We start from the raw sequence: 24063 nt of genomic DNA, 5'->3' as shown, positions 1-24063 counted from the left end.
TTTGGTTAGTTATAGTGATGGGGCTATAATGCTTTTACCTTATCTTTATCACCACGAATATTCAATTCAGGCTCTCCTTCATATTGAATTTGACTGGAATCTTCCGCATCAGCATTTAGAGTCTCTGAAACGTTCACTCTGGCAGTAGAAGCTCCGGTAGTTTCCAGGCTCACAGTGTTAACATTCATTTCCTGTGCTTCCAGCTTGGTGGCTCCACTCAAGACTGCATCAAGAGCTGCGCTTTGCCCATAAAGCCTGGCAATAGATGCACCCCTCAGTTGTAATGAAATACTCTCAGCTTCTCCCCTAAGGTAGGCTTCACTAGATCCTGAAAGATCTATACTCAGTTTCTCCCCCTCAAATTCATCAATCGTAGCTTTAGCGCTACCATTTAAGCGTAAACTTTGTAACTCTGGCAGACTAATAAACACTTCAACCATATTTTCTTCCTTATCAGAAAATATTTGTCCGTATTGTAACTCCAGCACATTATCTTCCACTTCTGCACGAAAATCGTTGAGCAAGTTATCTTTTGTATTAAACTCAACTCTGTACTCATCTGCTTGCCGTATATTTACGCGGAATGGCCCTGATATGTGTATTGTCTCAAAATTGCTCAGATCAAAAACCTGAGAAGAATCTGAGCTACTTGTACCAGGAGTACTATCAAACTGCTTATCCAGTACTTCGCGTTCGCTACAGCTCGTACATTGCAGGCCATCCGGAGTAAACATAAATACGTTATCTCTTAAATCTGAACGATTGTAACCATACTGATAAAGCGTATTGCGCAAAATACTACTTAGCTCCCTATCTATGATAAACTCCTGCTGGTATGGAATAAAAAGAATGACTTCTACCTGCTGCTTTCTAAACTTGGCATCTTCGTCAAAAGTAAAGGCCGGAGGAAAAATGATAGCTGAGTCTTCTACACTTACCTTATAAGAGACCATTTGAGCATAATCTATGGCAGCTTTTCGGTTATTACCTCTGGCCTCATATCGTGTTTCCACTTCAAAGGTACTATCGCTATGCCCCCTAAGCATCAGACGCGGGCGGGCAAATTTTTCACTCTCCCCATAAGCGCCCATTGAAAGGATGGCTTTACCTTCGCTAACTTTAAGCGTATCGGTAGTTGTATAACTTCCTTCTTCCCTAAAGTCCATTACCAGCTGAGGCACAGTTACACTTAATCCGATTAAAGCAATAAACCACACGCCTAATGCACTCCATCCAACCGCAGAGCTTATCAGCTTACGTCTGGCAATAATGGCAATACCAGCAATGATGAGCGCAAGGGCAGGAATAAAAGTTGTGATGAAAGCGAAAACAACCGCAGTTAGAGGTACGCTCTCACGAAAGAGCTGCAAAGGAATTTCACCATCAATTACTGGGTTAAAAGATGACAGGCCAGCAAAAATACCTCCACCTACTAATAAGCTAAACAGAATTGAACCTCCGAGTAGTATCAGAATAAGGCCAGCAAAAACTCTTGCCAGGTCTCCTAACAAACCAATAGCCGGACCTATGGCTTTGCCCAGCGCATTAATTATAGTAGCAATTAAGCGGAATGGGAATAAAATGATCTTGACTAAGAGATTTTCTTCACCATTCTCATCTACACTAAAGTTTTTTTTTATACTTGATTCTATATTGGTAAGCGTAACAGGCTCCCCTTTCATCTGCATTTTATCTGTAAGTGTTTTAGCCTCTGGAGTAATAATCCAGAGGATAATGTAAATGAAAAAGCCAGTACCACCTAAGAATATACTGAGTACAAACAGTAATCTTAAGAGCGTAGGGTCGGTACCGAAATAAGCGGCAATTCCCCCGGACACACCACCAATAACTTTATCATCGGGGTTACGAAAAAGCTTCTTAATTTTAGCATTTTGCGTAAGCGTGTTACTGCCAGGTAGCACTATCCATAGTACGATGTAGGCCACAAGGGTAACGGTACCAAAGGAAGCAAACGCATCCGCAAAAAGGAAAAGCAAAAATGCCAACCTTATCCACAATGGGTCTGTTTTAAAATAATGAGCAATCCCTGCTGCCACCCCTCCGAGTACCTTGCGTTCGTTGTCGCGGTAAAGGCGTTTGCGTCCGTAGGTGTCCTCCTCTTTAAAACTATGCTCCTCGCTATAGCTACTGCTGCTTCGGTAGGCTTGTTCTTCCTCCAGCATATCGGCAGCCGCAAAATCTTCCACACTACCCATAGTTTTGATCACCCCTTCTACATCTTCGCGAGTGATGACCTGCTTACTATTAGTTAGTTTGGAAAGAAAAATTTCAGCAATTCTGCTTTCTATATCATCGGTAATTTCTTTGCTATCCTCATATGTAGAAAAATAGCGGCTTATGGATTCCAGATAGTTCTTTAACAGCTCATAGCCGTCTTCCTCCACATGAAAGATGATACCACTTATATTGATACTGATATTCTTTTTCATGTCAGACTTCTTTTACGATTACTTTTGATGTGTATTGGAAATAATTTGGTTTGTAGAGGCTACCAACTCCTGCCAGGTATTACCCAGCTGATCCAAAAACTCACGCCCCTTATCGGTTAGTTTATAATATTTGCGTGGTGGTCCTGAAGTTGACTCTACCCAGTGGTAGTCTACCAGTCCGGCTTTGCGGAGCCTGGTAAGCAGCGGATAAAGCGTACCTTCCACTACCATTATTTTGGCTGAAGTAAGCTCATCCAGCATATCCGATGCATATACCTCCCCGCGAGAGATAATGTGTAAGATGCAGTATTCCAGAATACCTTTCCGCATCTGCACTTGTGTGTTCTCAATTTTCATGTGTTCTAACTGATTTTCAGCGGTCTAGCAAACCTTCTTGGCTTGTTTAAGCGAAGAAGGTTTATGTTTTGGGTTAACATTGTGCTCACATACAAATGTATTATATAGTACTATGTTATACAAGGTATCTTACAAATTTGTTGCACCATACCTAAAATATTTATTCAGATATATATATTTACAGATACAATTATTTGATTATCAGTAATTTATAACTATAAAATTTATTATAGTATACTTACAAAGAGGTAGAAGTGAAGCTTAGAATTACTTCAATGGCTGAATCTTAAAACATTATTTTGCATCCATATCTTATACCTTCTAAAAAACTTTATGATTGACAAAACAAGCTCTCTGGAGGAAATACATACTTACGTTTGGGGAACCCTGGCTCGGGGGGGAGCCGACGCAAAGCATCCTTACCATTTTCCGGTTATGGCTACCTCCAAGCAGAATGAGGCTCATCAAAGAACGCTGGTACTAAGAAAAGTGGACATAGAGAAAAGATTACTACTTTGCTACTCGGATGTAAGAACACAAAAAGTAGAAGATATTAACCAAGTGCAGCTCTCCAATTGGCTTTTTTATAACCATCAGGATAAGGAACAGCTAAGAGTGAGGACAAGAGTGGTGCTTTATCACCAGGATGAACTGTGTCGTGAAATATGGAACAACATTCCGCCTAAAAACAGGGCAGACTATATAGGACCCATGGCACCGGGGAGCATTACAGAAAGCTACACAGCTAACTTACCAGACAATTATATGGAAAGCCCGACTGAAGCTAATACTGCACAGGGTTGGGAAAACTTTAGTGTTATAGAATGTGAGGTGTATGAAATAGATTTCCTTAAGTTGATGAAAGGCGGACACCTTCGTGCACTTTTTAGCTGGAAGGAAAATGCCTGGGAGCACAATTGGCTGGCTCCCTAAACAAAAGAAAACACATCGGTAAACAATAAAAGCGCAAGAGTGATCAGAAAAAGTATGCTAAATATACTATTAGCAGGATCATTAAAAAAAACGCGCATCAGATCTTTCATAGTGTATGTTTGAATGTATATTGAATAACGCTAATGGAAATCAGCCTATTCTTCGTCATTGTCTTCTTTCACTACCGTCATTACGTGCGAAGCTACCAAAGCAGCAACAGTACCTAATAAGCCAGCTACTATCCAAGTGAAAAGTTCTAATCCTTCTGTTCCGAATGCGTTAAACATATTAGTAAAGAGTAAGTGATTAATATACAGATTTATAACCCTGAAATGTACTCAGAGTTTAGATAACGGCTGCAATTTTACCCAAATAAGCTTACTTTGACAATGTAATATTTACTTTTTTAGCACAATTTGTGTAATCCTACCTGCATACAATATTTATAGCGCTATGACGACAGTAAATACTAATGTAACTTTGCACCCCCAAAAAACGATCATTGTGATAACCGGGCTTTCGTAGCGTTGACCAATAAAGCATGAAAACTTACTTACGCATTCTTTCTTTCGCCAGGCCATATGGCGAATACATTCCTCAATACCTTATTTTTACTACTTTATCTATCATCTTCGGGCTGGTAAATTTTACCATGCTTATTCCTCTACTTGAGGTTCTGTTTAATCAGGTAGACCAGGAGGTTCAGCAGGAAATAGTGAGCAAACCAGAGTTTGCTTTTAATATAGACTATATTGTTTCTCTCTTCAACTACCATTTTTCTAACATCATAGAAGAATTTGGTAAGGTCGGAGCCTTAATATTTATCTGTAGTATCATTCTGACTTCAGTTTTTCTAACCAACCTCTTTAAATACATTGCCGGACTCACGCTGGCGAAAATCAGGGCCAGAGTTATAAAAAAGCTGCGTACTCGTATTTTTGATCAGGTAAGTCGCTTGCACCTGGGTTACTTCTCTAATGAGCGCAAAGGAGATGTAATGTCAAGAATAACCAATGATGTACAGGAAGTAGAAAGCTCTGTAGTAAGTACGCTCAAAGTGGTTTTTCGTGATCCGGCTACCATTATCGGCTTTTTTGCAGTACTCTTTTTCATGTCTTTCAAGCTTACCATTTTTACACTGATCGTTATGCCCATCTCAGGTACTATCATCTCTGAGATTACCAAAAGGCTGAAGCGTAAGGCTACTCAAAGCCAGGAATCACTCGGCCGCATTGTAAATATTCTGGACGAGACTCTATCAGGCATGCGTATCGTAAAAGCATTTAACGCCCGTGAGTGGATAGGCGAAAAGTTTGGAGAAGAAGTTGATCGTTATGCCAAGATTAATGTATCTATGGCCCGCAAGCAGGAAGCTGCCTCTCCCCTTTCTGAATTTATGGGAGTATCTGTGGTTACCGGTATTTTACTGTATGGCGGTATTTTGGTGCTTAATGATAACTCAGCGCTGGCTGCTAGTGAGTTTCTTACTTACATTATTCTCTTTTCACAGATATTACCACCGGCAAAATCTATCAGCAATGCGCTTAGCAGCATACAGAGAGGACTAGCTTCAGGAGAGCGTATCTTTAAGACTATCGATACACTGCCTCAAATAGAAGATAAAGAAGATGCAGTAGAGATAGAAGGTTTTCATAAAGACATTCAGTTTGATCACGTAAGCTTTGCCTACGAAGATGAACATGTGCTGAAAGAAATAAATCTACAGATAGAAAAAGGAAAAACTGTTGCAATAGTTGGCCCTTCTGGTGGAGGCAAATCTACCATTGCAGACCTGATTCCTCGTTTCTACGACCCTGTTGGAGGTAAAATTCTGATTGATGGCATTGCCCTGACAGATGCTAAAATAGACTCCGTTCGTAAGCTAATGGGAATAGTAACACAGGAGTCCATACTATTTAACGATACTATTTTTAATAACATAGCTTTTGGTAAGCCTGAAGCTAGCGAAGAAGAAGTAATTAACGCAGCCAAGATCGCCAATGCTCATGAGTTTATCTTAAACACTCCACAGCAGTACCAGACTGTAATTGGAGAACGCGGTACCAAGCTTTCCGGAGGGCAACGTCAGCGCCTGAGCATTGCTCGTGCTGTACTTAAAAATCCTCCAATTTTAATACTGGATGAGGCCACCTCTGCTCTAGATTCAGAGTCAGAAAAGCTGGTGCAGGAAGCTCTGACCAACCTCATGAAAAACCGTACTTCTATAGTAATTGCACACCGCCTCAGCACCATACAACATGCCGACGAGATAGTAGTAGTACAGAAAGGCGAGATTATAGAAAGGGGTAAACATGAGCAACTGGTAGAAATGGGTGGTCTCTACTATAAATTAACTGAGATGCAGACTGTTTCTTAACTTAAAAACAAATCGTACCTTTTAAGGTGTTTTAGAAATAAGTATTTTTTGACCAAGTTAATACCAGTATACTATGAAACCTTTTAAACTGACGTTATTTCTACTCCTTTTACTTTTTCATGCCGTTTTTGTAGGCATCGCATTTAATAACAGCTGGGATTGGGCCATCAGCAACGCCTCTACAATACAGTGGATCACGCTAATTGGCTTAGTGCTTTTTATCCTTTTGTTTCTGATCACTATTTTTGATCGCCGCAGCTACCAAAACAGAATCAACCGTCTTGAGGCAGAAAAGGATAAAATAAAAGCTAAAGTCTATGATATGCAGAAACGCAATGAAGAGATAGACGACTCAATCCGTTCTTTTGAACAATCAATTGACAAAAAAGACACCGACCAAAACAAAGAACAACTTTAAGTGCAAGACCTAATCAAAAACGAGCTGACCCAAGCGCAGCATGTGTTACAACAATTTGTTGAAAACCCGGATAACCTGTCCCGGATAGAAAAGGCAGCGCAACTTTTTGCAAATACTATAAAAAACGGAAACAAAATTTTTAGCTGTGGCAATGGAGGCTCACACTGTGATGCCATGCATTTTGCGGAAGAGCTTAGTGGACGCTATCGTGAGAACCGTCCTGCCCTGCCTGCACTGGCTATTTCTGATCCCAGCCATATATCCTGCGTAGGTAATGATTTTGGCTACGACTATATTTTTTCGCGCTACCTGGAAGGGCTGGGTAACGAAGGAGATGCTTTGCTCGCTATTAGTACCAGTGGCAACTCTAAAAACGTAATTGAAGGAGTTAAAATGGCCCGGCAAAAAGGTATGAGGGTAGTAGCCCTAAGTGGTAAAGACGGAGGAGAGCTAGGCCCTCTGGCTGATGTAGAAATTCGGGTACCCCACTCTGGCTTTGCCGATCGCGTGCAGGAAATTCACATCAAGGTTATACACATCCTTATCTTACTGATAGAGAAGCAAGTCCTGTAAATTTTCTTTCAAACATACATTTGTCTGTAAATTTTGTATAACATTTTGCTGAATATCAGCAGTTATACTTATTTGATAGAAAAAAAACTCGCAGATCACATGTTAGCAAAAACTTACGGTAGTGCAGTATATGGTGTAGATGCTTATCAGATCACTGTAGAAGTGAGTGTAGGGCAGGGACTTAAGTTTTTTATGGTTGGTCTGCCAGACAGTGCGGTCAAAGAAAGCCAGCAGAGGGTAGAAGCCGCTATTAAGCATGCGGGCTATAACATGCCGAGAACCAAAACGGTAGTAAATTTAGCTCCGGCAGATATTCGCAAAGAAGGCTCCGCCTACGATTTGCCCATTGCATTAGGTATTCTGGCAGCTTCCGGTCAGTTAGAAAGTCCTGAGCTGGGGCGATATATGATTATGGGAGAATTGTCTCTGGACGGTATACTCCGCCCGGTAAGAGGCGCATTGCCTATGGCCATAGAGGCACGCAAAAACCAGTTTAAAGGAATGATTCTGCCTAAAGAAAACGCCAGCGAGGCCGCAATTGTCAATAATCTGGATGTAATAGGTGTAGAAACTTTACAGGAGGCTATACACTTTTTAGAAGGCAAACTGAAACTTGAAGCCCACTGGCATGAGACTCGTGATATTTTTTTCCAGGAGTTGGACAACTTTGAGGTTGATTTCGCTGACGTACAGGGGCAGGAGAGTATCAAAAGAGCTTTAGAAATAGCAGCTGCTGGTTCTCATAATGTGATTATGGTAGGCCCTCCCGGTTCAGGCAAAACTATGCTGGCGCGCAGGCTTCCTACTATTCTTCCTCCACTTACTTTGCAGGAGGCTTTAGAAACCACTAAAATTCACTCTGTTGCCGGTAAATTACCCTCTAATGCATCACTTATTGCACAACGACCGTTTTGTGCCCCTCATCATACCATTAGCGATGCAGCATTAGTTGGAGGAGGCAATATTCCCCAACCCGGACAAATTTCTCTGGCCCACAATGGTATCCTCTTTCTGGATGAGCTGCCAGAGTTCAAAAGATCTGTGCTGGAAGTGATGCGTCAGCCACTGGAAGAAAGGGCCGTCACAATCTCCCGAGCCAGGGGCACTGTAGCTTTCCCTGCTAACTTTATGCTAATTGCCAGCATGAACCCCAGCCCTTCTGGAGATTTCTATGATCCGGGCAGCACCCACCCTGACTCTCCGGCAGCCGTACAGCGTTATTTAAGTAAGATCAGTGGTCCCTTGCTGGACCGTATTGATATTCATGTTGAGGTTAACCCGGTCTCTTTTGATGAGATGACAGCCCAGCAAAAACAAGAAAGTAGTGCCAGTATTCGCGAAAGGGTAATGCTCGCTCGTAAAATGCAGCAGAACAGATTTGACCAGATTCGTAATAATGGCAAACTAGATGAGCATGTTCACTCCAATGCCATGATGCCTTCTCATCTGGTGAAAGAAGTATGTCAGATCAACCAGGCAGGCAAAGTACTGTTAAAAACCGCAATGGAGAGACTGAATCTATCTGCTCGTGCATATGACCGTATTCTTAAGGTATCGCGGACCATTGCCGACTTATCAGGAGCAGAAAAAATTGAGATTGAGCATCTTGCCGAAGCGATTCAGTACCGAAGCCTGGATAGAGAAGGTTGGTTCGGGAATTAAACACTTGCTTTCCAATCTATATTTTCTCCTTAACTTACGCTCTAATTGCCAGGCATACCATTAACTTGATGTCCGTAGTTAGATTTTTCATTTTCACATAAATATATGTCGCAACCTATCCTAAAAGTAGGCATAGTAGCCTATGGCCATATCGCAAAAAAATATCATGCTCCCCTACTTCAGGCTCTGCCTGGTTTTGAAATTGTTAAGGTTTATGAAAGGCATCATAAAAATGCGGAAGCTGATTACCCGGGTGTAAAAAGTGTGGCTTCTCTGGATGCCTTGCTTAATGATGATGATATTGGCCTGATAGTGATCACCTCTCCCAATCAATACCATTTTGCTCAGGCTAAGGCGGCACTGGAGGCTGGCAAACATGTAGTACTTGAGAAACCTTTTACTGTAAGCACTATGGAGGCGGAAATGCTTCTTCAGGTAGCAAAAACAGAAGATAAAATATTAAGTGTTTTTCATAACCGCCGCTGGGATGGTGACTTCAAGACTGTTAAAAAGGTATTAAACTCAGGTATGTTGGGTGAGTTGGTAGAGTTTGAATCACGTTTTGACCGCTTTATTAATTATCAGAGAGAAAACTACTGGCGAGAGCAGGATATTCCCGGCGCAGGAGTACTATATGACTTGGGCCCTCACCTGATAGATCAGGCTTTACAGTTATTCGGAAAACCTAAACAAGTATTTGCAGACATCAGAAAACAGCGGAAAGATAGTCTGATAGATGACTATTTTGATATACTCTTTTATTATGACAGCCACAAAGTAAGACTTAAGGCCGGTAACCTGGTCAAAGAACTTCAGCCTAGATTTATATTACACGGCACTCAGGGTTCATACGTGAAGTACGGACTAGATGCACAGCGTCTTACACCAATTAATGCCGAAAATCTGAGCAAAGCAGACTGGGGCAAAGAAGCGGAAGAAAACTGGGGAACTTTAAACACTTATTATCAGGGGCTGCATATTAATGCTAAAGTAGAAACATTAGCAGGTAGCTACCAAAGTTACTATCAGGATATTTATGAAGCGATCACTATGGGACATAGCCCTCAGGTTAGCGCGCAAGATGCGCTTGACTCTATTGAGCTTATAGAGCTTGCATTAAGCAGCCATCAGAAAATGGCAGTCTTATCACTCTAATTCTTTGTTTATTAATCCATATTTTGGGTTTTTTGAATTTATGAGTCTTTTTAATGTGCATCATATCGCGAGCAGCCTGCGTAAATATCGGCAATGGCACCAGTGGGTAGGGATTAGTATTGCACTTTTAGTATTAATCAGTAGTCTGACAGGCATACTACTTGCCTGGAAAAAAGATATAGACGTTCTACAGCCACCTACACAAAAAAGTATTGCTGTAGAAGAGCAGGCATGGCTGCCCATAGAGACTCTGGCATCGTTGGCGCAAGACACGCTGGCGAAGCACCTTAATCAGGCTAAGCCAGAAATAGATCGTATGGATGTACGCCCGGCTAAAGGTATTGTAAAAGTAAATTTTACAAAAGGGTACTGGGAGGTTCAGGTGGACGGCTACACTGGCAATATCTTATCTATAGCCCGGCGACATTCAGATTGGATAGAGCAGGTGCACGACGGCTCTATTGTAAGTGATCTATTTAAACTAGTTTCAATGAACAGCCTGGGACTGGGGCTGCTTATTCTCACTGGCTCAGGCATTTGGCTTTGGTTTGGTCCACGAAGAATACGTAAGATCAAAAAAAGAAAGCAAGCCTGAACAATAAGTTATATTTTTGTTTTGATTAGACATAAGAACTGCAATATCATTATGAAGAAGACACTATCATTTTTTTCATTCGCCATTATTATATTTTTAGGAATAAATGCCTGTTCTCCATCAAAAACAATAGGCACCAAAGGCGAAGAAGATTACAATGAAAACATTGAAGATATCCGCCTAAACTATACGGACTCTATTAAAAAGGCGATGACTGAACCCAGACAGGAAAGCACACGCCCTACTCCTGAAGGCCCGAAGGTAAACGCAAGCCTGGCTACTCGCTATAGTATTAATACCGAGCTAGATGATTTTTTAGTTCAGGTGAGTGATAACAATGCCAGAAATAATGTATATCAGGGATTTACGGTACAGGTATACACCGGCAATAGCCGCGAAAAAGCTAATGAGGCCAAAAATATGGTTTACAGCCTGATTCCAGAGTCCAATCCAGCCATCTCCTTTGATCCTCCAAACTATAAGGTGAAGGTAGGCGAATTTACCGACCGACTGGAAGCTCAACCTATTTATAGCGAACTTAAAGGGAATTTCCCCGTGGTACTTATAGTGCCCGAAAGATTTAAAATAAACAAAGACGATTAATACAAATACTCCTCTACCTAACCTATGGATCTTAAGGAAAAAGTGAAGTCCCTGGCTGAAGCCCAGGCACAGGAAATAGTAGACATTCGCAGACATTTACATGCCCATCCTGAGCTATCGTTTCAGGAGCATGAAACTTCAAAATATGTAGCCGAGCGGCTAAAATCATTTGGTATTACTCCTACAGAGGGTGTAGCCGACACCGGCCTTACAGCACTAATTGAAGGAAAAAACCCTCAGAAAAAAGTTATTGCACTTAGGGCAGATATGGATGCCTTACCCATACAGGAAGCCAATGATGTACCGTATAAGTCTACCAACAATGGGGTAATGCATGCCTGCGGTCATGATGTACACACCTCTTCACTTTTAGGAACAGCTAAGGTACTGAATCAGCTAAAAGGAGAATTTGAAGGTAGCGTAAAGCTGATTTTTCAGCCCGGAGAAGAGAAGATACCCGGAGGAGCGTCGCTGATGATTAAAGCAGGAGCGCTGGAAGCCCCTAAACCAAACCATATTTTTGGTCAGCACGTACTCCCTCATTTACCAGCAGGTAAAGTTGGGTTTAGAGAAGGTATGTATATGGCCAGTGCCGATGAAATCTACATTACCGTAAAAGGTAAAGGAGGACATGCCGCAATGCCTGAAAAAAACATAGACCCTATTTTAATTACTTCTCATATTATAGTGGCCTTACAACAGATTGTAAGCAGACATGCCAGTCCTAAAATGCCAACTGTACTCTCTTTCGGTAGAGTAATCGCCGAAGGAGCTACAAATGTAATTCCTAACGAAGTCAAGGTAGAGGGTACATTCCGTACTATGGATGAGGAGTGGAGAGCGAAAGCACACCAGCGTATGAAAGCTATAGCCGAAAGTCTGACTGAAGGTATGGGAGGCTCATGTGAGTTTGAAATACGAAGGGGGTACCCGTTTCTAAAAAACAGTCCTGAGCTAACTCAAAGAGCCCGAAACTACGCTATTGACCTGCTAGGGAATGATAATGTCGTGGACCTTGACTTATGGTTGGCAGCAGAAGATTTCTCGTACTATACCCAGGTTGCAGATGCCTGCTTCTACCGTTTGGGCACCGGCAATGAAGAAAAAGGCATTACCTCATCAGTCCACACCCCTACCTTTGACATAGACGAAGATGCTCTGAAAGTCGGTGTTAGCCTGATGAGTTGGATTACTTTACAAGAACTTAAGCACTAAATCCCCACTGAAGTAATAGGGCCACTAACAGGTATATTAAGAACAAAACCCAATAGAGTGGCCTTGCTTTTTTCTTTGTTTTTCCGAAAAGAAAGTTGTCTATCCCGAATTTAAAGCGATTTTCATAAGGAGTTTTCATGTCAAAAAATTTTTAAGATACATTTCATTAAAATAATCAGCGATACCTTACTGTATCGTGTTATCCTTTTTTTCTGAGCTTATACTGCCTAACTACAGTATTTCCGGTCCGCTTGAAGCTACCAAATAGCCCTTTTAGCTTCTGAGTAAAAACTAATATAAGCATTTAAAATGGGACTTGTTTAAAATCAAATTTCCTTTTGAGGAATCTCAGATGATTTTTAGCCTTTTAGGCATAAAGCATTAAGTAAAAAAAATACATTCCTAATTGTAAAAAAAAACCATAGTAGCACTTTTTCACTATTTGTTACTTCACTGTATTATAAGTGTAAATATTGAGTTTCAGTATTGTTTCTCGCTCCTTATGCTTCTTTCTGCAAAAAATGATTTTTTTATTTAAATATTTATATTTAATGTTACATAAATTATATAAGTAAGTATCTACAAAGATAAATAAGCTTATATAACTAACTAAGACAAAGCGTACATAGTAATATTCACTTGCGTAAAATTCAGCAATAAATAAGTATCAGCCCATTAAATGTTGAAAGCATGCAAAATAATAGCATACACGAACTCAAAAGATTTATTGCAGACCTTGCCCACATCAGAGATACTTATGAGATGGATATTGCTAACGCAAAGCGAGCTATAGAAGTAGTGAAGAGTATGAGATTAGAATACAGTACCAGAATTTAAGTCCTTACATGTTATTGATCAGAATATAGTTTGTGCATGAAAACAGTAAAAGATCAGGTAGAAATAAAACTAGTGGATGCTTACAAGCACAAAGAAACACATGGCTTGTATGTAAACGGAGAACTACACTATCAGGGAACAGAAAGCGAATGCTCGTTTCTCCGGCTGGTTTTGTTGAAAAAGATAGAAATTGACAGCGCAAAGGCATGACAAATCATGCCTTTTTTTGTAACTGAGCCTAATGCTAGAATGCATTACTCATATACTCTATCAATTGTTCTCTAAAGCCTGGGTTTACAGAAGTAGCAATAATTACAGAGATAACCAATCCGATAGTAGCCAGGCCTAAATCTTTACCGATCATAGCAAAAGCCTCTTTAATTCTTTTCTTTTTATTCTTGCCTTTACCCTTACTTTTCTCCCTGATTCTGTAGCCAAGCTCTCGCCCTCCCAGTAAACCTATAAATACCCAGGTTGTACTCATTGGAATTACACTGACAAAGAGCTTATAAACCAGTATAAGGGAATAGACAAAATCTATAATTGTAGCTGAGCGAATATCTCTGACTTCACTCTTTTCATTTACTATATCCTGTATTTTATCACCCTTCAGGAAGAAGATCAAACCCAGACCAAGAAATATTACCAGAGCAAAGCCTATAAATTGTATAGTTGTGAGCTCTCGGGGTAGATAAATAGCAATATTGGCAGCATCTTGCATAATCCATACAGACCATAGGGTACCGCTTGTTAACCATTGTGCCACTACCCACCACTGAGAAGGCTTACCCTTAAAGTACTTGGTAGTAGCTTTACTAATTAACAACCAAACCACCAGGCCCAGACCAAATGCCATAAAATAAGCATTGATACTTTTTCCAATTACTGAGCCTACGGCACCGGGGCTTACGGCAAAGCTACTTAACAGCAAAAAAGTGGTGGAAACCGGCATTCTCAGCCGAGTGAGTACCAGAAGAAAAATTGGTGCAGCAATCTGTAAAAAGGCAAAATTATCAGGTTGTGGAAAGGCCAGATTACCATTGCTATCTGTTGCTTGTAAGCGACCATAGGTAACATCTCCAGAATTAATAACCCAACCTATGGTAACAGTAGCCAGAAAAATACCACCAATATACAACCAGAGCACATACCACTTACGGTCAGCGTTGGAAGCGATAAAGGTACCTATAGTCTGAATACTATCATTAGATACTGCGGAATAGGCGGCCAGTACAAAACCAAACCACATGGCTACCCCTGTATATGGGTAAATAACGCCGGCTACTAAAAACAACAATGCGGTAATAACGATAAATTTCCGTTCCTCTTTAAAAAGATCGAAAAGTTGGTAGATAACTTCTCTAAAACGGCTAGAATTGACTCTCTTATTTTTAGTTTTTGGCATTACTTCAGCTATCAGATAGGACGACGTCTTGTACTAAGATTTTGAGTTTACTCTTTCTTTACTTTAGTGTACCTGTAATTATTATCCTTTTTTCACCTATTTCAGCACGCAAAGTTAAATACAGCCACAAAAGAAATAGCACTCTTCGTATTATATTTATGTTAACTTTGCGTACCGAAAATACAGCTCCCGGCACCTTTGTTAGCTTTACAAGTGATGGCATAAGCAAGTGCCAGGTAAAAAGAAGTTATACTTTTAAAGAAATTTAAATACATAAATCATTTTATGATTGACTTCCAGAACTTTGTCTTAGACAATGGACTCAAAGTTTATGTTCATCAGGATATTACCTTACCTACCGCTACGGTAAACTTACTGTATAATGTAGGTTCCAGGGACGAAGATGAAAACAAAACCGGATTTGCCCACCTTTTTGAGCATTTAATGTTTGGGGGCTCAGTAAATATTCCTTCCTACGACGAACCTCTACAGTTGGTAGGCGGTGAAAACAACGCTTTTACCAGCCCCGATATCACTAATTATTATATAAGCCTCCCTTCTGACAACTTAGAAACAGCGTTTTGGTTAGAGTCCGACAGAATGTTGAGCTTATCTTTTGATCCAAAAGTGTTGGAAGTGCAACGTAAAGTTGTTATTGAAGAGTACAAGCAGCAATACCTGAACCAGCCTTATGGTGATGCCTATATGAAGCTAAAGGCACTAGCCTACAAAGTACATCCTTATCGCTGGCCTACTATCGGACGAGATATCAAACATATTGAGGATGCCAGTATGGATGATGTAAAATCATTCTTCCATAAATTTTATGTACCAAACAACGCCATACTGGTTGTTTCCGGCAATGTAGTGTTTGATGATGTTCGCCGACTGGCCGAAAAATGGTTTGGTCCCATTCCTAGTGGCGAGCAATATCTCAGAAACCTGCCCCAGGAACCCGTACAAAAAGAATCCAGGGTAGAGCATGTAGAGGCTGATGTTCCATTAGATGCTATATATAAAGCTTTCCATATCCCTGAAAGATTGCACGACGATTATTATACAGCCGATTTGCTTAGTGATGTTCTAGGAAGAGGTAAGTCTTCTCGTTTACATCAGGAGCTGGTTAATAAAAGAAGGCTATTTAGCAATATTTCAGCATATATTAGTGGTTCTATGGACCCTGGCACCCTGAACATTCACGGTAAGTTAAACAAAGGGGTTAAAATGGAAGAGGCAGAAGCTGGTATACAGGAAGTGATTCGTTCTGTAATAGAAGAGCCCCTTGAGGAAGAAGAGCTGGAAAAAGTAAAAAACCAGGCAGAATCTACCATTGTTTTTTCAGAAATGGAGCTACTTAATCGTTCAATGAACCTGGCCTATGCTGCCATGCTGGGTAATCCTGATCTTATTAATGAAGAATCCAGACTTATACAGAAGGTAGAAGCTGAAGGAATACGTAAGCTCGCTGCAAACAGACTTGTGGCAAGTAACGAAAGTACCTTATACTATCATTCCCGAACTAAATAATAAGCATTTGGATAAAAAGTGGCAGCATAAACCTGCTGCTTTTCTTGTGTATTTTAAATAGTATTAAAGTAATTCGGTGGAAGGATTCCAAAAAACAAGCTCGAAATTAACTACCTGATTATTTTTCACTTCTATACCTTCTTTCTCCAACTGCTCCTGCATAGCTTCGGGAGGATTAAAATGATGTCTGCCCGATAACAGACCATTTCTATTGACTACCCTATGTGCAGGTACATTTCCATACTGATGAGCATTGTTCATTGCCCAACCTACCATACGCGCACTACCTTTTGCGCCCAGATAGTTAGCTATGGCACCATAACTGCTAACTCTACCCCGGGGAATTAATCTGACGACCTCGTACACATTCTCAAAAAAACTAATTTTGTCTGACATAAGCCTCTAGAGTAAAAGTTTAGCGGCATGAAGATAAACAAAATAAGCTTGCTTAAAGCACGTTGCATTGAGCAGAAAAAAGATACATTATATATTTGCTTTATGACTATACTGTTTAGCAAAACCAGGCCCTATTATACTCCATATATCATATGGATTACTTGTATTCTGATACTCGGCAGCTGTGCCAGCAAAAAAAAAGTAGCCGACCGAAAGGCACCTTCCTATAAAAAAGAAAGAGCCTATACTCCTCCTCCAAAACGTAATGAAACCAGAAGCAGTGTACATAGCTCTGAAAGCGAGACAAGCTATGCAAGCCCTGTAGATAAGGTAATTGATATAGCTCGCTCATACACAGGAGTACCTTACCGTTGGGGAGGCACTACTCGTTCGGGTATGGACTGCTCAGGTTTGCTGATGACTTCTTTTAATCAGGCTGATTTAAGTATACCCCGAACTACCTCAGAGCAGGTAAAAATTGGGAAAGGGGTAAGTTTGTTTAAGTTACAGCCCGGCGACCTGGTTTTCTTTGCTGCTAAGAAAAGTAACCCTAACAAAATCACACACGTAGGTATGGTTACTGAAGTAAAAGGTAAACATGATGTCCGCTTTATTCACGCCTCTACTAAATTGGGCGTCGTTGAAAACAATATCTATTCTGATTATTACAGAAGAATTTTTATAAAAGCGCGCAGACCTTTTTGACTTTAATAATATTTATCTAGTTTTGCAGACCTATTTATGGGGGATTAGCTCAGCTGGCTAGAGCGCTTGCATGGCATGCAAGAGGTCACCGGTTCGACTCCGGTATTCTCCACAAAGCCTCTCAGCCCTGAGAGGCTTTTTTTATGCACTATTAGCTCTTGTTTTATAATCTATCTACTCCATCAGCGCAATAGCCATATCTCTAGCAGACCTTATCTAAAGTTTGAGCTTTAACAGCTGAAATTTTAATTTCGTGAAATAGAAAAGGAGAGAAGTGGTGTTATATACAGCTTTGTATGGCTAGCATTACCTTACACTTCAATAAAAAGCCTCCTAACTAAGTCAATTTAAGAATGGTACTATTCTTAATTATTTATGAGTTTACAATTTTTGGGCTTTAATGAGAAGGTAGCTGAAGTTATGATACCTTACTGAGGTTTTAGTGCTTTGACACCTTTTATTAATTAAGTTATCTTTTTGTCAATCTTCTATAACAGTTTTATAGGATTGCATAACTTTTTTGCCCCGCGTAAGCCAAAAGCCCCAGCTGGCAGAATATGGATGTATATTCTGGGTGACTGATTGCTCATCATATACTGGAAGCCCTTTGTTTACCCATGCAAAGATTCCTCCCCATAAGTTGTATACATTAGTGAAGCCTGCATCCTTAAGTCTTTTTCCTACAACGTCACTTCTATAACCTACTGAGCAATACAGCACTATTGTAGTATCTGAAGGCAAATCGTCAAATTGTTCTAGTGTAAACTCCTCATACCCCACCCAACTTGCTCCTTTTAAGTGACTTACGCTGAACTCTTCCGAACTTCTTGTATCTAACAATAATACAGTATCAGAGTTAAGCTTTTGTAGGTCATTTATGCTTAAATGAGGCGTATGGTCAGGAATTATGACTTGCAAGAACAAAAAGTAGAATAGGCTTTTAAGCATAAGTGCACTACCAATCAGGAATAATACAATCAGTATAGGGTAGAAAAACTTCTTATTTTTTAAAAGATATAGCATAAGTAATATATAGAACTAACACAAACTAAAAGTAGTGTTTACGTACCTTATTTGGTACAATTACTACGTTAGGCCTTACATTATTATGCAATAAATGTAATTGTATGGACAAAAACTTACACGCACAATATTTAACGTGCATTGGCGTATTTTCGTACTATTTATAAAAAATGTATAATAGTATTCCTTATAATTTATATTAAATATCGGACGTATGTTTTTTCTTTTTATACCTTTATTTAATATTTAAACAATTATTACTCACCCTTCACCTAGATAATTTTTCATCAAAATCAGATGTATGCAACAAATAGTAAAATTTACTTATTATTGTTTTGTCAAATCACTTAGCAGGAACTACAACTTAATATTATACAAATGGCTAAGCTCAAGAACATTATCAGACAGCTTTCAGACTCGGATTATATATCCATACACGAGTCATTGATGGAGAACAGTGCAGAAAAATCGGCTCACCTTCTTAAAGCAATGCGGGAAAGGTCTCTGTCAGATAACAAAATTATGGACGAACTAGGTGTTAATACTAATGCTTATTACACCCTACGCTCTCGTCTTAATCAAAAAATTGAAGAGTACTTACTCCAGCAAATGGAGAATCCTCGTACTGATCTTATCAAAAAAGTTGCAAACATCAATGAAGTAATCTTTACTAAAAAGAAAGCGATTGCAATTGCTACGCTTAAGAAAATTGAAAAAGAGTTATTAGATTACGATTTGCCAAGTGAGCTTACCGTTGTATATAAGACACTCCGCAAGTTACACATCAATACTCCTGAGCACTTTACCTACTCACAGCTTTATAACAAGCACGTAGCTTATATGCTGGCAGTAGATAAAGCTGAAGAGATGCTTTCTCAGTACTTTAAGAAATATGGTGAGTACTCTCTTTCTCGTGAAGAGACGGGCAAGCTTGAGCTAAACCTGCTGGCAGAGGAGATGAACAACCTTTGTAATTTATACGAGTCGCACAGACTGTATGTATATCAAAGCTGTTTAAATGTATTTCACCGCCTTTTTGTATCTGAAGAGATACATGAAAGCAGTGATATGGAGCCAATAGAGGATATACTGGATAAGATGCATAATATCCTTAACTCTTACTATCTGGATTCTATCTACCACCACTTACAGCTGACTTACGAACTACTTCGTCTGGAGTATTACAACCACTACAAAGTGTACCGTAAGGCAGAGGACTACTACGAAGAAGTAAACGATGCTACTTCTACCCTACTTACAAACTATAGCCTGCATACTTATCCTGCTCAGTACCTGATCAGTAAGTTAGAAAGAGCTATACGTGTGGGTGAAGAAGAAGCACTGTACGAAGAGAACGAACTTCTGTTCCACGACTTTGAGTGTGACCTGGATGATGTGCCAAAGTATGTTACCTATGTGATCTACCGCGCGTTGTCTTGCTACTACGTACAGAAGTACAATGAGGCTGCTCGTTGGATCAACAATCTCCTTAATGAGACAAGTCTTAAAAAGTACCCTTACGCACAGCTAGAGGTAAAGGCGATACTTGCCCTTCAATACTGCCTGATGAATGATTATGACTTGTTTAATCAGCTTACTAACAGTATTCAAAGACAAGTAAGAATACTCGGAAAAGACAATAGTGAGTCTATCGTAGTTTTTACTAAGATCCTGAAGATCTCTGTATCTGATGTAAAACGTGATAAGTATAACAAGATTAAAGCACTGGTTGAGAAGTTTAACCGCTTTGAAATGGTCAACTTTGCTCCTACGCAATTGGTAAAAATGGATGAGTCTTTTATCAATCGTCTTTGCTAGTTAGTGTTTTTATACCCATCAGCCCTGGAGTCTTAAACTTCAGGGCTTTTTTTTGCCCTACAGTATACATTTAGACCCTCTTTTAAAAGTTGTGCAATACCCTTTCTACTCCATTTGTATATACACGGACCACTTATGAGCTATAAAGGCAGGCAGTGTAATAATAAGAGCTTAGAAAGACTAAGATAAGTTAAGTAGAACACCTTGGCTACTTCTGAGTTTGGCTGCTGATACACACCACTTAATTCTTGTACATATGTTGACATCAATCCCTGTTATAGATCAAGCTGTGCTGAACAGAATTTAAGATACTGCAACTCCCAGGACATAAAAAAAACCACACCGCCAGGCGATGTGGTAAAAACATACTTATCAATTATGAGTAAATCTTAAACCGCTAGTTTCTCGAGGTTTTTCTGAGTAAGCGGTTTGTTGATGTATTGCTTTACACAGGCATATTTATGTGACTTATTGACATCCTGAGGGTTAATAGAGGAGGTTAACATCACAATACTGCAATGCTCTTTAGTCTCATCAGCTAGCTTGTCAAATTCATCTAAAAACTGAAAGCCATCCATCAAAGGCATATCAATATCCAGGAAGATAACTTCAGGAAGAACTGTTTTACCGTTTTCGCCAAGCTTTTCAATGTTCTTTAAAAACTCAATAGCACTTTTTGCTCCTGAGTGCGTATAAATATGATCGCTGATATTAGCAGCTTCTATCATTTTTTGATTGATGAGATTATCAATCTCGTTATCATCAATCAACATAACAGCGCGGTGTTTCTTATCTTCTGACATATGCTTCGCTAACTTTTGTGGCTAAAATTTATTATAAATAAGTTTTGAATACAATTATATGGAATTTAAGCAAAAACAGTTCTAGATTCTTCCTCTTCCTGCTTTTATGATGCAATTTATAAGATTTTAACAAAAAAAATTTTTCAATTCTATAATATACTTACTTTCACTTTTTATAACAATACTTATTTCACATATAATATTATGTATATATCCCCAATGGTATATAGAATTAATGTAGTCACAACAAAAAAAAAGCACTTTTGATAGTGCTTTTTTTACAAAATATCTACGTGTTTTTACCAGCCATATCCATAAAATGCATGCTTACCTTCAGATGTAATACCTTCTATTAAAATGCCCCCACTTTTATCTGCCATAATATCCATGAGTTGTTCTGCACTAAACACTTTCTCATGATCTATAGAGGTAATTACAAAACCTTCTTCCAGACCAGCATCTGCCCACTTACCTTCACCTAACTCTACAACCTGAGCCCCTCCTTCTATCTCCAAAGCCTGTAAGACATCTGCTGTCGGAGTAATAAATAGCGCACCTTCCATTTCCAGTTCTTCAGGGCGCTTTACTACTTCGGTATCACCCATAGTATTTTTGAGGGTTGCATATACATTGTTTATTCCTCCATCTCTATAATAAGTTACCTTTACCTTATCACCAGGACGGTTTCTGGCTACCAGTTCCTGCAATTCAGAGACGTTTGTTACTTTTTTTCCATTAATCTCAACTATAATATCGCCAGGCTGTATTCCTGCTTCAGATGCTGCACTTTCACTAGCTACTCCCTGTATATATACACCCTCTACTATATCCAGCCCTTCTTCTGCCGCAAGACGCGCATCAACATTAATAATTGATACACCAAGCAGAGCCCTTTGCACTGTTCCAAACTCTATGAGGTCGTTCATTACTTTACGTACTAATGTGGCAGGTACGGCAAAAGAATAACCAGCATAAGTACCGGTAAAGGTCGCAATTGCGGTATTGATACCAATTAGCTCTCCTCTAAGATTTACCAAAGCCCCACCGCTATTGCCCTGGTTTACCGCTGCGTCGGTTTGTATAAATGCCTCTATCTGGCGATTATTCCTATCGTGGAGTATATTAATATTTCTGGCTTTGGCACTAATAATACCTGCGGTAACAGTAGAAGTTAGTGTACCAAAAGGATTACCTACTGCCAGTACCCACTCTCCTATTTTAAGGTCGTCAGAGTCACCGAAATCTACAAAAGGCAGATCTTCTTCATCTATTTTAATTAAAGCAAGATCTGTAGTAGGATCAACGCCAATTACATTGGCCGTATACATACGATTGTCGTCCAGAGTAACATCTACCTTGTCTGCATCTTCAATTACGTGATTGTTGGTAACAATATACCCATCTTCAGAGATAATTACTCCAGAGCCAGAAGAGCGAGAAGGCCCTCTCCTCTCGCGCGGTTCTCCATTCCGAAAGTACTCATTATACAAATCTTCTAATGGATTGGTAAAACTCTGACCAGAACCATTGTAGGTAGAACGAATAAATACCACTCCGGGCTTTACTCTTTCTGCTGCATAAATAAAATTAATACCGTCAGGTACGGTAAAAGCAGTATCTGTAAGGTATTTAGATAACTGTATATTTCTTTCGCTCTGAAGATTGGTATTGGCAGTACTGTCTTCGTCAAAATACTGCATAAGGCTTACAGCAGTAACTCCCCCCAATATCGCGGCTAATACCACCCCTAAAAAAAACTGTAATTTATTCATGACGGGCTGTTCAAATTCAAATTAATGCACCATATGGTGTAAATAATAACGTCAACGCATTAAATGTGTTATTGCCTGAATTAATATAATACATTTAGCTCACTATAAATTGACTATGTTTGGCACCAAGCTACAAAATCAAGCCTGCAATAGTGTTTAATTGTATTATTTTTTTGAAAGTACCATACGTTTTCAAGCGATAATATTTTTTTTAAATTTTTTCTCGCCAGTGTTTGCATAATAATTAAGAGCATGCTAATATTGCACTCCCGTTAAGGAAAACACTCCTCCTTAGCTCAGTTGGTTAGAGCGGCTGACTGTTAATCAGTAGGTCCTTGGTTCGAGCCCAAGAGGAGGAGCTTTAAAATTTGCCACTTATAAGTCTATCTTGTAAGTGGCTTTTTTGTGTTGATACGCCACCTATTTTTTTGCTTTTCTTTAATCTTATTTCAACCAATAATGGATCAAGCAACAAATCTGGGGGACAGTAGTACTAAGCATAGATTTTGGAAAGTCTGTAGAGGAAGAAGCTAATGTTTCTCACCCCTCTGAACTGTGACCTGAAAGCTTTGATTTTGGCATTGAAAGATTCAGCAGCAGCATTAGTACTTCTTCTATCAAAGAAGTTTAAGATAGTTTTATAGTGTTACTGAATGGTTCTAGAGACTGTATTAAAAGATTTAAAGCCAGCTTTTTCTACCTGATCATACCATCTGGCCAGTCTGGTGAAAGCGACACCTTTCTCTTTAGTGTTTTGGTATATATGTCCTAGCTTTTGAGCTAATTCATAAGCTTGCTCAAGCTGTGGATAGAGTTTGAACAGGATTTCTGCCCTGTGGACTTGGGAAGACGTCCATTTGCTTTTGTCCTTGAAGAGCAGGTACCTGCTCCTGACCAGTAGTTGTTTAGGAGTATCACCATTTTCTAACCTGTTGGCAACGAAGGTTCTGCCTACTTCTTTGCTCAATTCCATTTCTTGGTTCTCTTGCTCAATAACTTCCCAGCGATAAGCTATCCTCATTTCCTGAACTGCTTCATAAGCCAGTTTTTGCACATGAAAACGATCGGTGACTAAAACAGCTTTGGTAAATGTCTTAGTCACGATCTGTTCCATACTGGCCGCCATGTCTAAGGTGACTTCTTTGACCAGCCTCCTTTTTTCTAATGGGATCTTTCTAAGCAGGATAGACTTTACTCGTTCACTGTTAGTACCCTTGATCATTGCAATAAAGCAGCCTTTATTCCCCCTGGCCGATTTGTTGGTGATCACTGTGTAAAGTTCACCCTGTGAAACTGCTGTTTCATCAATAGTGATATATTCACCAACATTCTCAGGAAAAACAACATAATCCTCGGCATGCTCTAACTGATCCCAATGCCTGTAGTCACTCAAATGAACAGCATATTGCTCTTCTAATAACTTGCCGTTTATATGGAAG

The 24063-nt window shown here is 39.7% G+C and carries 22 protein-coding genes, 2 tRNA genes and 1 pseudogene; 16 read left to right on the top strand and 9 right to left on the bottom strand.

Going from position 1 to position 24063, the window contains the following annotated elements:
* Positions 1 to 23: 23 nt before the first annotated feature.
* Together PZB74_RS13505 and PZB74_RS13500 are read right to left on the bottom strand one after the other, a co-directional pair.
* On the bottom strand, positions 24 to 2450 hold the full coding sequence (locus PZB74_RS13505) for a PspC domain-containing protein (protein ID WP_302236862.1): 2427 nt from the start codon (positions 2448 to 2450) through the stop codon (positions 24 to 26).
* Between the two features lie 18 nt (positions 2451 to 2468).
* Positions 2469 to 2807 (bottom strand): PadR family transcriptional regulator, encoded by a 339-nt coding sequence (locus PZB74_RS13500; protein ID WP_302236860.1) that lies wholly within the window; start codon positions 2805 to 2807, stop codon positions 2469 to 2471.
* A 333-nt stretch (positions 2808 to 3140) separates the two neighbouring features.
* Here PZB74_RS13500 and PZB74_RS13495 point away from each other — a divergent pair, with 333 nt between their 5' ends.
* Positions 3141 to 3740: a PNPOx family protein gene (locus PZB74_RS13495; RefSeq protein ID WP_302236857.1), complete on the top strand. Its 600-nt coding sequence runs from the start codon at positions 3141 to 3143 to the stop codon at positions 3738 to 3740.
* A gap of 155 nt (positions 3741 to 3895) precedes the next feature.
* Here the strand turns inward: PZB74_RS13495 and PZB74_RS13490 are convergent, their stop codons facing one another.
* Positions 3896 to 4027: a hypothetical protein gene (locus tag PZB74_RS13490; protein ID WP_302236855.1), complete on the bottom strand. Its 132-nt coding sequence runs from the start codon at positions 4025 to 4027 to the stop codon at positions 3896 to 3898.
* 254 nt (positions 4028 to 4281) lie between these two features.
* On the opposite strand from PZB74_RS13490, the gene PZB74_RS13485 reads away from it, so the two are divergent.
* The 10 genes from PZB74_RS13485 (at position 4282) to PZB74_RS13440 (ending at position 13385) form a co-directional block, all read left to right on the top strand.
* Positions 4282 to 6117, top strand: coding sequence for an ABC transporter ATP-binding protein (locus PZB74_RS13485; protein ID WP_302236853.1), 1836 nt, complete (start codon positions 4282 to 4284; stop codon positions 6115 to 6117).
* Positions 6118 to 6190: 73 nt separating this feature from the next.
* Complete coding sequence (locus PZB74_RS13480; protein WP_302236851.1) at positions 6191 to 6535, top strand: hypothetical protein; 345 nt, start codon at positions 6191 to 6193, stop codon at positions 6533 to 6535.
* Positions 6536 to 7108, top strand: a complete 573-nt coding sequence (gene lpcA, locus PZB74_RS13475) for a D-sedoheptulose 7-phosphate isomerase (RefSeq protein WP_302236849.1) — start codon at positions 6536 to 6538, stop codon at positions 7106 to 7108.
* 99 nt (positions 7109 to 7207) lie between these two features.
* Positions 7208 to 8770 carry a YifB family Mg chelatase-like AAA ATPase gene (locus PZB74_RS13470; RefSeq protein WP_302236848.1) on the top strand — a complete coding sequence of 521 codons (1563 nt, stop codon included), beginning with the start codon at positions 7208 to 7210 and terminating at the stop codon, positions 8768 to 8770.
* A 105-nt stretch (positions 8771 to 8875) separates the two neighbouring features.
* Positions 8876 to 9925: an oxidoreductase gene (locus PZB74_RS13465; RefSeq protein WP_302236846.1), complete on the top strand. Its 1050-nt coding sequence runs from the start codon at positions 8876 to 8878 to the stop codon at positions 9923 to 9925.
* 40 nt (positions 9926 to 9965) lie between these two features.
* Positions 9966 to 10520 carry a PepSY-associated TM helix domain-containing protein gene (locus PZB74_RS13460; protein WP_302236844.1) on the top strand — a complete coding sequence of 185 codons (555 nt, stop codon included), beginning with the start codon at positions 9966 to 9968 and terminating at the stop codon, positions 10518 to 10520.
* A 51-nt stretch (positions 10521 to 10571) separates the two neighbouring features.
* Entirely contained in the window at positions 10572 to 11123 is a 552-nt protein-coding gene (locus tag PZB74_RS13455) for an SPOR domain-containing protein (RefSeq protein WP_302236843.1), read from the top strand.
* A gap of 24 nt (positions 11124 to 11147) precedes the next feature.
* Entirely contained in the window at positions 11148 to 12338 is a 1191-nt protein-coding gene (locus PZB74_RS13450; RefSeq protein WP_302236841.1) for a M20 metallopeptidase family protein, read from the top strand.
* Between the two features lie 690 nt (positions 12339 to 13028).
* The gene (locus PZB74_RS13445) at positions 13029 to 13175 is read left to right on the top strand and encodes a hypothetical protein (RefSeq protein ID WP_302236840.1); all 147 of its coding nucleotides are present in this window, start codon (positions 13029 to 13031) and stop codon (positions 13173 to 13175) included.
* 36 nt (positions 13176 to 13211) lie between these two features.
* Positions 13212 to 13385, top strand: coding sequence for a hypothetical protein (locus PZB74_RS13440; RefSeq protein ID WP_302236839.1), 174 nt, complete (start codon positions 13212 to 13214; stop codon positions 13383 to 13385).
* Positions 13386 to 13419: 34 nt separating this feature from the next.
* Here PZB74_RS13440 and PZB74_RS13435 read toward each other — a convergent pair whose 3' ends face one another.
* A complete protein-coding gene (locus PZB74_RS13435; protein ID WP_302236836.1) occupies positions 13420 to 14580 on the bottom strand; it encodes a hypothetical protein in 1161 nt (386 codons plus the stop codon).
* Positions 14581 to 14865: 285 nt separating this feature from the next.
* Here PZB74_RS13435 and PZB74_RS13430 point away from each other — a divergent pair, with 285 nt between their 5' ends.
* Positions 14866 to 16107, top strand: coding sequence for a M16 family metallopeptidase (locus PZB74_RS13430; protein ID WP_302236834.1), 1242 nt, complete (start codon positions 14866 to 14868; stop codon positions 16105 to 16107).
* Between the two features lie 63 nt (positions 16108 to 16170).
* Here the strand turns inward: PZB74_RS13430 and PZB74_RS13425 are convergent, their stop codons facing one another.
* A complete protein-coding gene (locus tag PZB74_RS13425; RefSeq protein WP_302236832.1) occupies positions 16171 to 16503 on the bottom strand; it encodes an MGMT family protein in 333 nt (110 codons plus the stop codon).
* A gap of 27 nt (positions 16504 to 16530) precedes the next feature.
* Between PZB74_RS13425 and PZB74_RS13420 the strand changes: the two genes are divergently transcribed.
* Entirely contained in the window at positions 16531 to 17208 is a 678-nt protein-coding gene (locus PZB74_RS13420) for a C40 family peptidase (protein ID WP_302236829.1), read from the top strand.
* A 38-nt stretch (positions 17209 to 17246) separates the two neighbouring features.
* Positions 17247 to 17320, top strand: a tRNA-Ala gene (locus PZB74_RS13415).
* Between the two features lie 368 nt (positions 17321 to 17688).
* On the opposite strand, the gene PZB74_RS13410 is transcribed toward PZB74_RS13415, so the two are convergent.
* Entirely contained in the window at positions 17689 to 18231 is a 543-nt protein-coding gene (locus tag PZB74_RS13410; RefSeq protein WP_302236828.1) for a rhodanese-like domain-containing protein, read from the bottom strand.
* A gap of 378 nt (positions 18232 to 18609) precedes the next feature.
* On the opposite strand from PZB74_RS13410, the gene PZB74_RS13405 reads away from it, so the two are divergent.
* Positions 18610 to 20049 (top strand): hypothetical protein, encoded by a 1440-nt coding sequence (locus PZB74_RS13405; protein ID WP_302236826.1) that lies wholly within the window; start codon positions 18610 to 18612, stop codon positions 20047 to 20049.
* 389 nt (positions 20050 to 20438) lie between these two features.
* Here PZB74_RS13405 and PZB74_RS13400 read toward each other — a convergent pair whose 3' ends face one another.
* Together PZB74_RS13400 and PZB74_RS13395 are read right to left on the bottom strand one after the other, a co-directional pair.
* Positions 20439 to 20852, bottom strand: coding sequence for a response regulator (locus PZB74_RS13400; RefSeq protein ID WP_277481532.1), 414 nt, complete (start codon positions 20850 to 20852; stop codon positions 20439 to 20441).
* 299 nt (positions 20853 to 21151) lie between these two features.
* Positions 21152 to 22624, bottom strand: a complete 1473-nt coding sequence (locus PZB74_RS13395; RefSeq protein ID WP_302236823.1) for a trypsin-like peptidase domain-containing protein — start codon at positions 22622 to 22624, stop codon at positions 21152 to 21154.
* A 285-nt stretch (positions 22625 to 22909) separates the two neighbouring features.
* Between PZB74_RS13395 and PZB74_RS13390 the strand changes: the two genes are divergently transcribed.
* Positions 22910 to 22983, top strand: a tRNA-Asn gene (locus PZB74_RS13390).
* A gap of 134 nt (positions 22984 to 23117) precedes the next feature.
* Here PZB74_RS13390 and PZB74_RS13385 read toward each other — a convergent pair.
* A pseudogene (locus PZB74_RS13385) lies at positions 23118 to 24056 on the bottom strand (ISAon1 family transposase).
* Positions 24057 to 24063: the final 7 nt, after the last annotated feature.

The sequence above is a fragment of the Porifericola rhodea genome, assembly GCF_030506305.1.
GTDB classification, from domain to species: Bacteria; Bacteroidota; Bacteroidia; order Cytophagales; family Cyclobacteriaceae; genus Catalinimonas; species Catalinimonas rhodea.
This window is presented reverse-complemented; position numbering and strand designations above follow the sequence as displayed.

What these genes read in the sequence shown, in the direction of transcription:
- PZB74_RS13470 (WP_302236848.1), top strand. Translation starts at nt 7,208, where the DNA reads ATGTTAGCAAAAACTTACGGTAGTGCAGTATATGGTGTAGATGCTTAT.
- PZB74_RS13440 (WP_302236839.1), top strand. Translation starts at nt 13,212, where the DNA reads ATGAAAACAGTAAAAGATCAGGTAGAAATAAAACTAGTGGATGCTTAC.
- PZB74_RS13490 (WP_302236855.1), bottom strand. Translation starts at nt 4,027, where the DNA reads ATGTTTAACGCATTCGGAACAGAAGGATTAGAACTTTTCACTTGGATA.
- PZB74_RS13435 (WP_302236836.1), bottom strand. Translation starts at nt 14,580, where the DNA reads ATGCCAAAAACTAAAAATAAGAGAGTCAATTCTAGCCGTTTTAGAGAA.
- PZB74_RS13420 (WP_302236829.1), top strand. Translation starts at nt 16,531, where the DNA reads ATGAAGATAAACAAAATAAGCTTGCTTAAAGCACGTTGCATTGAGCAG.
- PZB74_RS13505 (WP_302236862.1), bottom strand. Translation starts at nt 2,450, where the DNA reads ATGAAAAAGAATATCAGTATCAATATAAGTGGTATCATCTTTCATGTG.
- PZB74_RS13430 (WP_302236834.1), top strand. Translation starts at nt 14,866, where the DNA reads ATGATTGACTTCCAGAACTTTGTCTTAGACAATGGACTCAAAGTTTAT.
- PZB74_RS13495 (WP_302236857.1), top strand. Translation starts at nt 3,141, where the DNA reads ATGATTGACAAAACAAGCTCTCTGGAGGAAATACATACTTACGTTTGG.
- PZB74_RS13450 (WP_302236841.1), top strand. Translation starts at nt 11,148, where the DNA reads ATGGATCTTAAGGAAAAAGTGAAGTCCCTGGCTGAAGCCCAGGCACAG.
- PZB74_RS13445 (WP_302236840.1), top strand. Translation starts at nt 13,029, where the DNA reads ATGCAAAATAATAGCATACACGAACTCAAAAGATTTATTGCAGACCTT.
- PZB74_RS13465 (WP_302236846.1), top strand. Translation starts at nt 8,876, where the DNA reads ATGTCGCAACCTATCCTAAAAGTAGGCATAGTAGCCTATGGCCATATC.
- PZB74_RS13425 (WP_302236832.1), bottom strand. Translation starts at nt 16,503, where the DNA reads ATGTCAGACAAAATTAGTTTTTTTGAGAATGTGTACGAGGTCGTCAGA.
- PZB74_RS13405 (WP_302236826.1), top strand. Translation starts at nt 18,610, where the DNA reads ATGGCTAAGCTCAAGAACATTATCAGACAGCTTTCAGACTCGGATTAT.
- PZB74_RS13480 (WP_302236851.1), top strand. Translation starts at nt 6,191, where the DNA reads ATGAAACCTTTTAAACTGACGTTATTTCTACTCCTTTTACTTTTTCAT.
- PZB74_RS13455 (WP_302236843.1), top strand. Translation starts at nt 10,572, where the DNA reads ATGAAGAAGACACTATCATTTTTTTCATTCGCCATTATTATATTTTTA.
- PZB74_RS13460 (WP_302236844.1), top strand. Translation starts at nt 9,966, where the DNA reads ATGAGTCTTTTTAATGTGCATCATATCGCGAGCAGCCTGCGTAAATAT.
- PZB74_RS13485 (WP_302236853.1), top strand. Translation starts at nt 4,282, where the DNA reads ATGAAAACTTACTTACGCATTCTTTCTTTCGCCAGGCCATATGGCGAA.
- PZB74_RS13410 (WP_302236828.1), bottom strand. Translation starts at nt 18,231, where the DNA reads ATGCTATATCTTTTAAAAAATAAGAAGTTTTTCTACCCTATACTGATT.
- PZB74_RS13500 (WP_302236860.1), bottom strand. Translation starts at nt 2,807, where the DNA reads ATGAAAATTGAGAACACACAAGTGCAGATGCGGAAAGGTATTCTGGAA.
- PZB74_RS13400 (WP_277481532.1), bottom strand. Translation starts at nt 20,852, where the DNA reads ATGTCAGAAGATAAGAAACACCGCGCTGTTATGTTGATTGATGATAAC.
- PZB74_RS13395 (WP_302236823.1), bottom strand. Translation starts at nt 22,624, where the DNA reads ATGAATAAATTACAGTTTTTTTTAGGGGTGGTATTAGCCGCGATATTG.